This window comes from Aeromonas sp. ZOR0001 (genome assembly GCF_000801015.1).
In the GTDB taxonomy this organism is placed as follows: Bacteria; Pseudomonadota; Gammaproteobacteria; order Enterobacterales; family Aeromonadaceae; genus Aeromonas; species Aeromonas veronii.
Map to the genome: position 1 here is coordinate 38,172 of NZ_JRJY01000158.1, position 14,163 is coordinate 52,334.

The 14,163-nt window shown below is 58.1% G+C and carries 10 protein-coding genes and 2 pseudogenes; 7 read left to right on the forward strand and 5 right to left on the reverse strand.

The window, feature by feature from the left end:
* Positions 1–272 (reverse strand): annotated as a pseudogene (gene pabB, locus L972_RS18840) (aminodeoxychorismate synthase component I); the annotation flags it as partial.
* Between the two features lie 294 nt (positions 273–566).
* Between pabB and L972_RS18845 the strand changes: the two are divergent.
* Complete coding sequence (locus tag L972_RS18845) at positions 567–2,093, forward strand: fumarate hydratase (RefSeq protein ID WP_005351759.1); 1,527 nt, start codon at positions 567–569, stop codon at positions 2,091–2,093.
* A gap of 214 nt (positions 2,094–2,307) precedes the next feature.
* Here L972_RS18845 and L972_RS18850 read toward each other — a convergent pair whose 3' ends face one another.
* A complete protein-coding gene (locus L972_RS18850; protein WP_047440272.1) occupies positions 2,308–2,886 on the reverse strand; it encodes a PhnA domain-containing protein in 579 nt (192 codons plus the stop codon).
* Positions 2,887–3,069: 183 nt separating this feature from the next.
* Between L972_RS18850 and L972_RS18855 the strand changes: the two genes are divergently transcribed.
* The 3 genes and pseudogenes from L972_RS18855 to L972_RS18865 all read left to right on the forward strand — a co-directional run bounded on the left by L972_RS18855 (position 3,070) and on the right by L972_RS18865 (position 7,263).
* The gene (locus L972_RS18855; RefSeq protein ID WP_047440275.1) at positions 3,070–4,290 is read left to right on the forward strand and encodes a methyltransferase; all 1,221 of its coding nucleotides are present in this window, start codon (positions 3,070–3,072) and stop codon (positions 4,288–4,290) included.
* Between the two features lie 307 nt (positions 4,291–4,597).
* Complete coding sequence (locus L972_RS18860) at positions 4,598–6,061, forward strand: chitinase (RefSeq protein ID WP_081990765.1); 1,464 nt, start codon at positions 4,598–4,600, stop codon at positions 6,059–6,061.
* Between the two features lie 593 nt (positions 6,062–6,654).
* A pseudogene (locus L972_RS18865) lies at positions 6,655–7,263 on the forward strand (histidine phosphatase family protein).
* Positions 7,264–7,396: 133 nt separating this feature from the next.
* On the opposite strand, the gene L972_RS18870 reads toward L972_RS18865, so the two are convergent.
* A complete protein-coding gene (locus L972_RS18870; protein ID WP_047440277.1) occupies positions 7,397–8,692 on the reverse strand; it encodes a sensor domain-containing diguanylate cyclase in 1,296 nt (431 codons plus the stop codon).
* Positions 8,693–8,749: 57 nt separating this feature from the next.
* Positions 8,750–9,274, reverse strand: a complete 525-nt coding sequence (smrB, locus tag L972_RS18875) for an endonuclease SmrB (RefSeq protein ID WP_005333198.1) — start codon at positions 9,272–9,274, stop codon at positions 8,750–8,752.
* 82 nt (positions 9,275–9,356) lie between these two features.
* Here smrB and prmB point away from each other — a divergent pair, with 82 nt between their 5' ends.
* Both prmB and aroC read left to right on the forward strand, forming a co-directional pair.
* Entirely contained in the window at positions 9,357–10,292 is a 936-nt protein-coding gene (gene prmB, locus L972_RS18880) for a 50S ribosomal protein L3 N(5)-glutamine methyltransferase (protein ID WP_005360393.1), read from the forward strand.
* A 12-nt stretch (positions 10,293–10,304) separates the two neighbouring features.
* Positions 10,305–11,393 (forward strand): chorismate synthase, encoded by a 1,089-nt coding sequence (gene aroC / locus L972_RS18885; protein WP_047440279.1) that lies wholly within the window; start codon positions 10,305–10,307, stop codon positions 11,391–11,393.
* Positions 11,394–11,504: 111 nt separating this feature from the next.
* On the opposite strand, the gene L972_RS18890 is transcribed toward aroC, so the two are convergent.
* Complete coding sequence (locus L972_RS18890) at positions 11,505–12,335, reverse strand: substrate-binding periplasmic protein (protein WP_047440280.1); 831 nt, start codon at positions 12,333–12,335, stop codon at positions 11,505–11,507.
* Positions 12,336–12,683: 348 nt separating this feature from the next.
* On the opposite strand from L972_RS18890, the gene L972_RS18895 reads away from it, so the two are divergent.
* The gene (locus L972_RS18895; RefSeq protein WP_005333194.1) at positions 12,684–14,084 is read left to right on the forward strand and encodes a DEAD/DEAH box helicase; all 1,401 of its coding nucleotides are present in this window, start codon (positions 12,684–12,686) and stop codon (positions 14,082–14,084) included.
* The last annotated feature ends 79 nt before the right edge of the window (positions 14,085–14,163 follow it).

Consider the following 14,163-nt stretch of genomic DNA (forward strand, 5'->3'; position numbering starts at 1 on the left):
AGTCGCTCGAAGCGACGGCCCAGATCATAGCCAAACAGGCCGAGGGCGCCACCAATAAAGGGCAGGTGAGTGGCGCACAGTTCCAGCTCCCCCAGCAACTGTTGCTGGGTATGGGCCAGCAGGGCGAGGGGATCTTCGCTGTGATCGCTGATATTCACCCCGACACGCAGAGTGGTCACCTCGCCGCGGGTTTCGAGGGTCGCCAGCGGATCGGCAGTGATGATATCAAAGCCGTTATCGGCGCCGAGTGGCCCCGCCGATTCCAGCAACATGGCCCACGGCTGATGTTGCAGGCGGGCAAAAAGCTGATGGAGTTCAGCACTATGGTCTAGATGATGGATATGAAGTGTTGGCGTCATTTTATGTTACACAGGCAACAGTTTGGTTCCCGAACCCTAGTCGGTGCTGGTGGGCAAGCGTATCATAGGTGTCGGTGACTTAAGAAAAAACTGCCGTGTCGTTCGTTTTTTGCTGGTTGATAGTTTTTAGCCAGCACGTCAGCACGGCCCATCATATGGAAGCCCTTGCCCTGCTCTGTGGCAGAGACAAGGACCAGTGAGGATGATATGAGCATTATAAAAAAACAGGATTTCATCGATTCTATCGCAGATGCCCTCCAGTACATCTCCTATTACCACCCGTTGGATTTTGTTCAGGCTGCCAAAGCGGCGTATGACCGTGAGGCCAACCCGGCCGCCAAAGATGCGCTGGCCCAGATCCTGATCAACTCCCGCATGTCCGCCGAAGGTCATCGTCCGCTCTGCCAGGACACCGGCATCGTGACCTGTTTCGTCAAGATTGGCATGCAAGTCCAGTGGGACAGCGACATGACAGTGCAGGAGATGGTGGACGAAGGGACCCGTCGTGCCTACACCAATCCTGACAACCCGCTGCGCGCCTCCGTGCTGGCCGATCCGGCCGGCAGTCGCAAAAACACCAAAGACAACGCCCCTGCCGTGGTCCATATCGACATGATCCCCGGCAACAAGGTGGAAGTGAGCATCGCGGCCAAAGGCGGCGGCTCCGAGAACAAATCCAAGATGGTGATGCTCAACCCTTCTGACGATATCGTCGAGTGGGTGCTGAAAACCGTGCCGACCATGGGCGCAGGCTGGTGCCCGCCCGGCATGCTGGGCATCGGCATCGGCGGTACCGCCGAGAAAGCGGCGGTGCTGGCCAAAGAGGCCCTGATGGAGCACATCGACATTCAGGAGCTCATCGCCCGTGGCCCGCAAACCACCGAAGAGAAGCTGCGGGTCGAGCTCTACGACAAGGTCAACAAGCTGGGGATCGGTGCCCAGGGTCTGGGCGGCCTCACTACCGTGCTGGATGTGAAGGTGAAATCTGCGCCGACTCATGCCGCCTCCAAGCCGGTGGTGATGATCCCCAACTGCGCCGCCACCCGTCACGTTCACTTCGAGCTGGATGGCTCAGGGCCCGCCGAGCTGACCCCGCCGAAACTGAGCGACTGGCCGGAGATCACCCGTGAAGCGGGTGGCAACGTGCGCCGCGTCAACGTCGATGGCATCACCAAGGCCGAACTGGCCAGCTGGAAGAGCGGTGATACCGTGCTGCTCTCCGGCAAGATCCTCACCGGTCGCGACGCCGCCCACAAGCGCATCGCCGACATGCTGAAAAATGGCGAAGGGCTGCCTGAAGGGGTCGATTTCACCAACCGCTTTATCTATTACGTTGGCCCGGTCGATGCGGTGCGCGACGAAGTGGTCGGCCCGGCTGGCCCCACCACCTCCACCCGGATGGACAAGTTCACCGACATGATGCTGGGTGAAACCGGCCTTATCGGCATGATCGGCAAGTCCGAGCGTGGCCCGAAAACCGTCGAGAGCATCAAGCAGCACAAGGCCGTCTATCTGATGGCGGTGGGCGGCGCTGCCTATCTGGTGGCCAAAGCCATCAAGAAGGCGCGCGTGGTGGCCTTTGCCGATCTCGGCATGGAAGCGATCTACGAGTTTGAAGTGGAAGATATGCCGGTGACCGTAGCGGTCGACTCCGAAGGCAACAATATCCACGAAACCGGCCCGGCCTACTGGTCGGCCAAGATTGCCGAGCTGGATGGCAAACTCTCCTCCTGAGTGACCGTTCCCGCTGTCGGTTAAAACGGCATCGGCCATGTAAACAAGGCGCGTCCATCCAGATGCGCCTTGTTGCTTTGGCTGACCTGTTATGGGTTCAGGTTGGCTGTTTGCGGCAAGCAGGTATAAAAAAAAGGATGGCGTGACGCCATCCTTTTTCGTTGTGCTTGTGCTTGTGCTCTGGCAGCAGAGAGCAGAGCAATCGCCCTTGGCTTTAGGCCTTTTTCAGGTAGGCAGCAACCAGTACGATCTGCACGCCGTTGACCTTGCCTTCGATATGGAGCGGGTTGTTGGTCAGACGGATGCCCTTGACCAGGGTGCCGCGCTTGGCGGTGAAACCGGCGCCTTTCACGTCCAGATCCTTGATCAGGGTAACGGAGTCGCCCTCTTGCAGCACGGCGCCGTTGGAGTCAATGGTCGGTACGCTGTCGTCATCTTCGTCAGCAATACCAGCTTCAGCCCAAGCCTTGGCTTCGTCTTCCATGTACATCATGTCCAGCAGATCCTGAGCCCACACTTCACCCTTGCCGGAGAGAGCTTTCAGCTGGCGCCATGCCATCACCTGCACCGCAGGCACCTGGCTCCACATGCTGTCACTCAGGCAACGCCAGTGGTTGACCACCAGGGTATCCGGTTGTTCCAGCTGACCACGGCAGGTGTCACAGATAGCAACGCTGTGATCATCGTCGCTGGCGGGGGAGTGAGGCACCACGAAGGCGGTCAGCGCCTGCTCGGCGCTGCACAGTTCACACTTGGCGCCCGCGCGCGCTTGCAGAATGGCGTTGATGGTCATGTTGTTGGTCCCATAGCTAGTGTAAAGCGACCCGCGTTGGGCGGGGCGCGTGAAAGAGGGGGCGGAATATAGCATAAAACCCCGCACTTTGTCAGGTCTGCCCTGGCTCACAAGGTTGGTTGTGCTGTTGCGCGGCGCTGATCGTTTGGTATTGAGAGTGCAATTTGAAGCGGGATCGCTAGAATGAGCCTCCTTTTTGACTGCAAGGCAGGGGCATTCGTGCTGGCTCAACGTTTTCAACACCTGGATCGACTGCTCACCCGCTACCGGCGCTGGTGGCAATATCAGCCATATCATCATTTGACCATGGCCTTTGCCGATGAGGCGCCCGAACTGGCGGCGTTGCTCAATGGGCTGACGCTCGTCCAGTTGGCAGAGCTCGATGCGGATATGGATGCCCTCAGCAGTCTGCTTGCCCCCTGGATTGCCGAGGGAGCCGAGCTGCAGCAACTCAGTCAGCTTGCCCCGTTTACCCCTGAGCCCATCACCTGCAGCAAGGAGATGGCGCTGCATATGCCGGGGCGCAAGCAGGCCCAGATCGAGTCGTTCACCGCCTGTCTGCCTGCCCATCAGGGTCCCTATCTGGAGTGGTGTGCCGGCAAAGGACATCTTGGGCGGCTGGTGTCACTTCATCGACAGGCTCCTATCCTCAGTCTGGAGTTGCAAGGGCAGCTTTGTAACGAAGGTCGGCTGCTGGCCGAGCGGGATGGCGCCAATATGACCTTTACCTGTGCCGATGCTTTTGCCCCCGAGTCGGCGGCGCTGATCGCCCCCGAACATCACGCTATGGCACTCCATGCCTGCGGCGAGCTGCACACCCATCTGCTGGAGCGGGTGGCCGAGCGCGGTGCCCGCGGAGTGACCATCTCTCCCTGTTGTTACCACCTGATCCGCACAAGCCACTATCGCCCGCTGTCAGCCGCGGCCAACGCCAGCGAGCTGGTGTTGAGCAAAGCGGATCTCAAGTTGCCGCTACAGGAGACGGTGACTGGCGGTGCGCGGATCGCCCGCCTGCGCGAGCAGGAAGTGGTGTGGCGGCTCGGGTTTGATTGCCTGCAGCGTCAGGTGCGCGGGGTGGATGAGTATCTGCCGGTGCCCAATATGCAAAAGAGCCTGCTGACCGGCACTTTCGAGGCATTCTGCGTTTGGGCTTCCGAGCGTAAAGGGATTGTGCTGCCCGCCGGGCTCGACTATTCCGCCTGGTTGGAACACGGGGAGCGCCGCTTTGGTGATGTCGCCCGCATGGAGCTGGTGCGCCACCTGTTTCGCCGTCCCCTCGAGATCTGGCTGGCGCTGGATCGCGCGCTCTTTTTGCAAGAGCAGGGCTATCGTGTCGAAGTGGGGGAGTTTTGTGCCAAACCCATGACCCCGCGCAATATCCTGATCCGTGCCGTGCGTGCCTGACATCCGGCTATTTTGAGCATTTTTCTTGAACATTGATGATGGCTGACAGGTTGAGCCTGTCAGCCATTTTTTTCATCACGAACAATGGCCGTATGGCAGGCCACCTGGCCGTCTCAACTGTTTTTAAAATGGGCGAAATATCACCCTCTGGCGTTTTCGTTTGGGATCTTTTTCTTTGTTTCAGCTGCACTGAATATCACAAGGTGAAATGGCTCACAAATTCTGCTTATTTCTTAATTCTCATCGTGAATTTAGTTGTTGAAACACCTACTCTTGGAACGCATTAATTCAAACAAGGACGATAAACATGTTCAAACCCAAGCGTTGTGCCTGGCTGAACGCTGCCGCCTGCGCATTGCCAAGCTATGCCGCAATGAGTGCAGCCATGAATATTCAACCCGATCCGCAAAATGCGGGAGGATATGTGATTGCGGCCCCGGATCTGGCTGCCATGGAAAAAGCCAAGACGGCTAATCCCATGTATGCAATATGGGCCAAGGCATTGGCGACCCGGTCAAATAAAATCGTTGATGCCATTGAACCGGGTCTGGCAAGCAATCCTGACAACGTAAAACGGGTTGAACGGGTATTTCCCCAATCTGAATGGGAATATTTAACCCAGATGGCAGCGCCGGAATATACTTATGTCCGCTTCTTGCGAGCCATCGGTAAATTCCCTGCGTTCTGTGGCGAATATACCGACGGTCGCGACTCTGATGCGATCTGTAAAAAATCCATCGTGACCGCCTTTGCGCACTTCTCTCAGGAGACCGGTGGCCATATTGCCAAGGAGAACGTCTCCGATAACCCGCTGGGGTTGGAGGAGTGGCAACAGGCGCTGGTGCATGTGCGGGAGATGGGCTGGTCAGAGGGACAGACCGGCTATACCACCGGCTGTGGCCAGAACGACTGGCAGAACAAGAAGTGGCCTTGCAGCACGGGTCAGGGGTATTTCGGCCGCGGCGCCAAGCAGCTTTCTTACCACTTCAACTACGGCGCCTTCTCCGAGGCGATGTTCGATGGCGATGCCTCCGTGCTGCTCAACAACCCGGGGCTGGTGGCGGACTCCTGGCTCAACCTCGCTTCTGCCATCTGGTTCTTCCTCACCCCGCAGGCCCCGAAACCGGCCATGCTGCACGTGATTGATCGCACCTGGGTACCCTCCAAGCGGGAGGCCGATGCGGGTATCGGCTATGGCTTTGGTACCACCATCAACGTGATCAACGGTGGTATCGAGTGCGGTGAGCAGAACAAGGACAAGGGGCAGCCGGTCAATCGTATCCGCTACTGGGAAGGGCTGGCCAACCACTACCAGATCCCGATCAAGGCGGATGAGAAGAACACCTGCTGGCAGCAGACTCCCTATGGCAGCCTCAATCTTAACGGCGCTACCGACGTGCTCTACACCAACTGGGATGGCAACTGGAAATACTATCCGGATCGCCCGGGCGGTTACTCCTTCGAGTGCGAGCTGGTGGGCTTTCAGACCGCCTATTCTGCGCTGGTGCCGGGTGATTACGAGAAGTGCGTGACCAACTTCTACGGCTCCCACGCCAACTGGCCGAAAGTGCGTATCGTGGACAAACTGACTCCACCGCCGGTCGATCCGAGCGAACCCCCCATCGGTGGCAACCCGGCCTGGGAAGCCAGCAAGGTCTATACCGCTGGTAGCAAGGTGAGCTACAAGGGAGCCGTCTATCAGGCCAAATGGTGGACCCAGGGGGATGATCCCGCCAAAGGTGGCCCCTGGGCGTTGGTGACGACCCAATAAAGAGACAGTCCATCCATTGATAAGGAGAGGGAGCTTAGCCCCCTTTTAATATATTTTTGAGCTGGGGGATAATATGTGGCAGAGATTAAAAAGAGATCCATCTCTCTGGAGAGGTAGCTGTATTTTTTGGGCCAACGTTTATTTCCCGCTTAAAGTGATGTAAACAGCCCACATCAAATTTATTGATGGCTGGATTTAATGTTTTAACCTTGCTGCTAAGCAATATTAAAAAGCGTTGAGTGATGTTTTGCTAAACGATGGGTTCGCAGAGCACACCCATGACGCTATCCTTCTCGTATTTATGATGAGGGTGTTTATTCTTCCCATCTATCAATTCATGGTATCACCTTGGCGACATTTATTTCACAGAGAGAAAAATGAACATATTGGATGTAAAAGTCATGTGTATTTATTCGTTTACGGATGAGAGTATGTAGTTCGGCGGATGTTTTTTACTGCGAGCGAGGTAATCTTGCTCGATTTAAAATAATAGTTAAGGTGCGCAGATGAATGGGGATTGTCGTCTCGTTATCCGAATGGGAAGTCGTATGCGGTTTAATCACTAAGCAGATAGCAGGAAAGAGGAGTGCACCATGGAACTGGTGGTGATCCGCCATGGCGAGACGCAAGCCAATGCGGAAGGACGGTATCAGGGTGCACTGGATATCGGGCTTAATGAGAGTGGCCAGAGGCACATTGCCCGATTGGCTGACGAGGTAGCGGCCACTCAGGCCCCGTTCGATCGGCTGCTGGCGTCCCCTCTGCTGCGAACAAGGGAGAGTGCTGCCATCTTGTCTCGCCAGTTGGGATTGCATGTGGAGCTTGTGTCAGCCTTTCGTGAGAGGGATGTCGGCCTGTTTGAAGGGCTGACGTAGGCAGAAGCAAGGGATCGCTATCCCGAACTGTGGGCGCGCAATATCACCCGGCGCTGGGCTGAAGCTCCTCCCGGTGGTGAAACCATTGATGAGGTGATTGCCCAGGTCTCACTGGGACTCACGGAACTTGCTTCGACCATGCAAGGGGAGCGGATATTGCTGGTGGCGCACGGTGTGGTCGCCAAGGTGATCCGCGCCGTAACGATTGCCGGTTTTGATGACTTCTTCGAATGGCAATTGCCCAACGGCGACATGCTGTCGGTGAGGCTATCTCAGGCTGATGGCGGCCCACTGCGCTTTAGCCGTCCTCTTGATGGTGGTGATTGAAAAGTGCACCAAAGGCAGAACGAAAAAAGCAGTGCTACTGAAGAGAGTCGCGCTGCTTTATTGTGTTCGCTGCGGTTGGTTATCTCTGCAGGCACAGGTTAGCAGTGTCACCAGAGGGCAGGGGCGCGCGCCATCAGGTCGGCTCCGGTTCCTCTTTGCGGCAGCAGTTGCGTCCCTGTTTCTTGGCCAGATAGAGGGCGGTGTCGGCTCGTCTAACCATCTTCTCTACAGTGTCATGGCTGCCCTTGCTGGCACTGATACCGATACTGATGGTGAGGGAGATCTCAAGAGCCCCGTCCAGTGCATGGTGCTGGGATTCGATGGCTAGCCTGATCCGCTCGGCGCTGGCCCAGGCGAGCTCGAGGGAGGTTTCCGGCAGCAGCACGATAAACTCTTCGCCACCCCAGCGACCCAGCATGTCCACCTCACGCAGCTGTTTGCTGATCCGTTTCACCAGACTCAGGATCGCCAAATCTCCCTGTTGATGGCCAAAGGTATCGTTTACTTCCTTGAAGTGGTCGATATCGATCAGCAGCAGGCTCATGGTATGGCCGAAACGCTGGCAGCGCTGCATCTCGGCGTTGACCAGCTCGTTGAAGCGGCGCCGGTTGGCAATGCCGGTGAGGGGATCCGTGGTAGCCGCGACCTTCAACTCCTCCACCAGTCGGGCTCGCTCCGAGATATCCCGCAAGATGGCGGTCATCTCGGTGGTCGGGCCCAAATTGATCTTGGCGATGGTCACCTCCAGCGGAAATTCGCTGCCGTCTCGGCGCAGACCCATCACCGAGGCGCGAGCATGCATCGGGCGCGAATTGATGGGGGAGCTGCTGAAGGCTATGAAATAGGTCTCGTGATTGGCGCGAAAACGCTGGGGAAGCAGGGTTTCCAGCCGCTTGCCGAGATAGCTCTCGTCGATGCCGAACATCTCGCAAGCGGCGGTATTGATAAGCTCGATGCGCGATTCGCTGCTGACACTGATGATGCCGTCATAGGCGGAGTTGACCACTGCCTCGAAGCGGCGGCGACTGGTGGTGAGCGCCTCTTCCAGCTGCATCCTGGCGGTGATGTCGATGGCGGTGACGATGATCCGGTTGATCCGTGCCTGCTCGGGGATGATTGGGGAGAGAATAAAGCGCCACCAACTGGTACGCGAGAGGCTGTCGATGGGCAGCTCGCTCTCGAGCCCGGTCTGCATGCGCACACATTCGTGCATTGGCGGCTCGATGGTATTGGTGATGTAGCGGGGAAACATCTCGCTCAGCTGTTTGCCAATGCTGCCAAGGACATCCAGCTCGAACGCCTTGGCAAAGGTATCGTTGGCAGAGACCAGCACAAAGTGATCATCCTTGTCGAGGCTGAACACCGCCACGGCAGCGCCGATGGCGTCGAGAGATGACTTTATGTCGGCATGGGAACCCTGTGTAAACATGCGACCTCCACGGCGAATAACATATTGATATTCAGTATAGTGTGGTCGTTTGGCTAACTACTCTTCGATATCCAGCAACACCAGAATGGCACTGTCGCCGCCCCATTCGCGGGGGGCCTGATGGAAGGCGCGCACATTGGGGTGCTGGGCCAGCCAGCTGGGAATGCGCTGTTTGAGAATATGTTTGCCGATGCCGTGCATCACCGAGGCGACGTGAATGTTCTCTTTCTGGCAGAGGGTGAGCAGGGCGGCCAGCTCCTGTTTTGCCTGCTGCTGGTTCATGCCGTGCAGATCCAGGTAGATCTCCGGCGGATAAATGCCCCGCTTGAGCTTTTTCAGCTCAAATTTTGACACATCTTCCCGCACGTAACGGGTCGGCCCATCATCGTCGAGATGGGGCTGATACTCATCGCTGAAATAGTGGTCAACCCCAAGCTTTTCGCGGGTTTCGCGCAATTCGCGTTTCTGCTTGACCGGGCGTAACTCGGCCCTTATGGTATCTTGCTTGATTTTCCGGGTACCTTTTATCGCATCGCGGAACAGCAGGGTTTCCTCGTCTGTCGGTGAGGGCGTTTTTTTCATCAGATGCTCATGTATTAGGTATGCGTCTTGCCCGCAACGTAAACGGGGCTCGGGCCGGATATTACTCGACTTGGAGGTGGATTTGGACAAGATATTTATCGATGAGGTGGTTGCCGAGATGCACACCATCCAGGACATGTTGCGTTGGGCCATGAGTCGTTTCAACGACGCCGGGATTTTTTACGGTCATGGAACCGACAACGCCTGGGATGAAGCTGTGCAGCTGGTACTGCCCGCGTTACATCTGCCACCGGATGTAGACCCGGCCATGCGCCACTCCCGTCTCACCAGCAGCGAGCGTCACCGTATCGCCGAACTGATTATCCGCCGGGTACAGGAGCGGGTACCCGCCGCCTACCTGACCAACAAGGCCTGGTATGCCGGTTGGGAGTTCTACGTGGACGAGCGGGTGCTCATTCCCCGTTCCCCCATTGCCGAGATGGTCGCCAACCGTTTCGCGCCCTTCCTCAAACATGAACCGACCCGGATCATGGACTTGTGCACCGGCTCCGGCTGTATCGCCATCATCATGGCCCACGAGTTCCCGGAAGCGGAAGTGGATGCCATCGACATCAGCATCGATGCGCTGAACGTGGCCGAGCGCAATATCAACGATCACGGGCTGGAGCAGCAGGTCATTCCGATCCGCTCCGATCTGTTCCGCGATCTGCCGGCGGGCGACAAGTACGATCTCATCGTCTCCAATCCGCCCTATGTGGACTCCGAAGATATGTCGGATCTGCCGGACGAGTTCCGTCACGAGCCCGAGCTGGCGCTGGCGTCCGGCTCCGATGGTCTCAAGCTGACCAAGCGTTTGCTGGCCCATGCAGCAGATTTCCTCAAGGATAACGGCGTGCTGGTGGTCGAAGTGGGCAACAGCATGATCCATCTGGAAGCCCAGTTCCCCGAGATCCCCTTTACCTGGGTTGAATTCGAAAACGGCGGTCACGGCGTCTTTGTGATGACCCGTGACGAGCTGGTGCAGTATCAGGATCATTTCGCCATCTACAAGAACTAAGCAGGAGCGCGCATGGCAGGGAACAGTTTTGGTCAACTCTTTCGGGTCACTACCTTTGGCGAGAGCCACGGCCTGGCGCTGGGCGCCGTGGTTGACGGCTGCCCGCCTGGGCTGGAGATCTGCGAGGCGGATCTGCAGGGGGATCTGGATCGGCGCAAGCCGGGCACTTCCCGCTACACCACGCCGCGCCGCGAGCCGGACGAGGTGAAGATCCTCTCCGGGGTGTTCGAGGGCAAGACCACCGGCACCTCCATCGGGCTGCTCATCGAGAATACCGATCAGCGCTCCAAGGATTACTCCGATATCAAGGATCTGTTCCGGCCGGGTCACGCTGACTACACCTACCACCAGAAGTATGGTCAGCGGGACTATCGCGGCGGTGGTCGCTCCTCCGCCCGCGAAACCGCGATGCGGGTAGCAGCGGGGGCCATTGCCAAGAAGTACCTCAAACAGGTGCATGGCATCGAGATCACCGGTTTTCTCTCCCAGCTCGGCCCCATCAAGGCCGAGGCGTTTGACGCGGCGCAGATCGAGCAGAATCCCTTCTTCTTCCCCGATGCGGGCAAGCTGGAAGAGCTCGATCAATACATGCGTGACCTGAAAAAAGAGGGCAACAGTATCGGTGCCAAGGTGCAGGTCATTGCCAGTAATGTGCCGGTGGGCCTTGGTGAGCCGGTGTTTGATCGTCTCGACGCCGACATTGCCCATGCCATGATGGGCATCAATGCGGTGAAAGGGGTGGAGATCGGTGACGGCTTTGCGGTAGTGGAGCAAAAAGGCTCCGAGCATCGCGACGAGATGACCCCGGCGGGCTTTGCCAGCAATCATGCGGGGGGCATCCTAGGGGGCATTTCGTCGGGTCAGGATATCGTGGTGAGCATGGCGCTCAAACCCACTTCCAGTATCACTGTGCCGGGCAAGACCATCAATACCGAAGGCGAGGCCATCGAGATGATCACCAAGGGTCGTCACGATCCTTGTGTCGGCATTCGCGCCGTACCCATCGCCGAAGCCATGCTGGCGCTGGTGTTGATGGATCACCTGCTGCGCCATCGCGCCCAGAATCAGGGGGTGTTGACCCATACCCCGCAGCTGCGTTGATCGCTATTGCTGCTTATCGACTGATCACCATCAGTCAGGAGATCAAGTTCGACAATACCAAAAAGGCGACCTTCGGGTCGCCTTTGCTATTTCAGGTGGCGGCTTATCCCGTCAATGCTTGCGGAGGGTGCGGGTCAACAGATCCGCGGCGCCCGGATCGGCATTGAGGCGACACCTTGGGGGCGAGAACTTGTTGTGGGGTTTGGGCAAGGCATGAATGGCCTCGTTGACTTTGAGGATCTGTTCTTCGCTCACGCTGTTTTTGGCAAACATCAAGCTGACCGGCTGGTGGTGTAGCAACAGTTGGCAGCTGATAAACTCTTCGGCCCCCAGCTGGGCCAGCCGGTAGCGAGCATATTGCCACTCCATGATGATGCCATCGAGGCGGCGAGCCAGCAGCAGATCGATCATCCGCTCATCGGCGTTGTATTCGGTCGCCATTTTAAGCGCCGGGCAGCTATCCATCTGATGCATGGGGCGAGTGCCGCGCAACTTGCCTATCTTGAGCCCTTTCTCGTTGCACAACGCGGGCAGATTATCGAGCTGCGCCCAGCGATCCTGATGGCCGGGAATAGGGTCATTGCTCAGCAGCACATAGGCACTCTGGCGGTAGGGGGTCGAGAAGCGGGCATAGCTCTGGCGCTCCGGCAGAGGGAGGGCAGCCATCGCCACATCCAGCTGATCGTGTTCTACCAGATGCAGTGCCCGCGCCCAGGGAAGCTCGCGAAACTTGGGGGCAAAGCCCGCCTGGGTGAGGATCTGGCGGGTCAGGCTGACATCCAGCCCACCCAGCTCACCCCGGTTGTTGATTTGGCTGAAGGGGGGCCAGTGACTCCAGGCCACGGTCAGGGTCTGACTGGCCTGCAGCATAGGGCTTAGCAGCAGAAGCAGCAGGCCAATCCTTGCCTGCCAGCTGCCGCGGGGACGATATGGCGTGGTCATAGCTAAACCTCGTTATTGTGTTCTTCTATCCCGTGCTTTTGCCCCGCGAGTCATGCCTGCGAGGGCTGATATTATGTTGCCAGTTAATAGTGTGGTGCGTGTTACATCAATCAACGGGATTATTCGGGGGGCAGGAGGGGGATTTTCTGTTCGTGCTGGGAGGAACATCACATTTTTCTCGTTTATCCCGGGCAACTCCGTTAGACTGCGCCTCTATTCTTTCCCCTTTGCTCTGCTCCCCGGGGAAATCGTTGTTTTCTCAATAGGCCCAGATCTTGTGAGATGGCATCGGCTCAGCAGAGGAGCCCCACCACAAATCCCCGGCGCCCCTATCTCTAGCAGGTAACTATGAGTTTTACTTCCCTCGGTCTGGCCGAACCCTTGTTGCGTGCCGTTGCCGAACAAGGCTACGACACCCCGTCTCCCATTCAGCAGCAAGCGATCCCTGCCGTTCTGGCTGGCCGCGATCTGATGGCGGCGGCCCAAACAGGGACCGGCAAGACCGCAGGCTTTACCCTGCCGATGCTGCAACGTCTGATGGAGAGCAAGCGCAAGGTGTCTCCGAACCGCATTCGTGCGCTGGTGCTGACCCCGACTCGCGAGCTGGCCGCCCAGGTGGGCGAGAGCGTGCGTAACTACGGCAAACACCTGCCGATGCGCAGCCACGTGGTCTTCGGCGGCGTCAGCATCAATCCGCAGATGATGGCGACTCGCCGTGGTCTGGACGTGCTGGTGGCCTGTCCTGGCCGCCTGATGGATCTTTACAACCAGAACGCCGTCAAGTTCGACGAGGTGGAAATCCTGGTACTGGACGAAGCGGATCGCATGCTCGACATGGGCTTTATCCGCGACATCCGCCGTATCCTGGCTCTGATGCCGAAGAAGCGTCAGAACCTGCTCTTCTCCGCCACCTTCGCTGACGAGATCCGCGAATTGGCCACCGGTCTGCTGGATAACCCGGCGGTGATCGAAGTGGCCCCGCGCAACAGCACCGCCGAGCGTATCGAGCAGCTGGTGCACCCGTGCGACAAGGCCAACAAGATCGCGCTGCTGAGTCATCTGGTCACCAGCAACAACTGGCAGCAGGTACTGGTGTTCACCCGTACCAAGCATATGGCCAATCGCGTTGCCGAGACTCTCGACAAGAACGGCGTCAGCGCCGCCGCCATCCACGGTAACAAGAGCCAGGGTGCCCGTACTCGCGCACTGGCCGGTTTCAAGGATGGTAGCGTCAAGGTGCTGGTGGCGACCGACATCGCCGCCCGAGGTCTGGACATCGACAAGCTGCCGCAAGTGGTCAACTTCGAGTTGCCGAACGTGGCGGAAGATTACGTGCACCGCATCGGTCGTACCGGCCGTGCCGGTGCTGCCGGTCACGCCATCTCCCTGGTCGCGGCCGATGAAGGCAAGCTGATCAAAGCCATCGAGCGTCTGACCAAGCAGAACATCCCGTGCGAGCAGGTGGCCGGTTTCGAAGCCTCCCGCGAGACCCTGGACAATATCGCCCGTGGTATCGGCGCGCCGCTGCGCAAAGAGCCCCGCGATCCGAGCGAGCAGCGCCGTGCGCCGCGTCCGCAAGGTCAAGGCCAGCGTCAAGGTGCCGGTCGTTCCGCCTCCAATGGCAATGCGGGTGGTGCACGTACCGGTAACGGTGGCAAGCCCAAGCCGCAAGGTGGTCAGCGTCCGGCTGATGGTGCCGGCAAACCGGCTCAGGCCCGTCGTCCACGTCGCTCTACCCACAACCAGTAAGCGGCTCGGGAGCTTGACTCCTAAGCTTATGCGATTGTCTAGTCCTGAAATAGGTTTACACATTTTCAACTAGCATTTC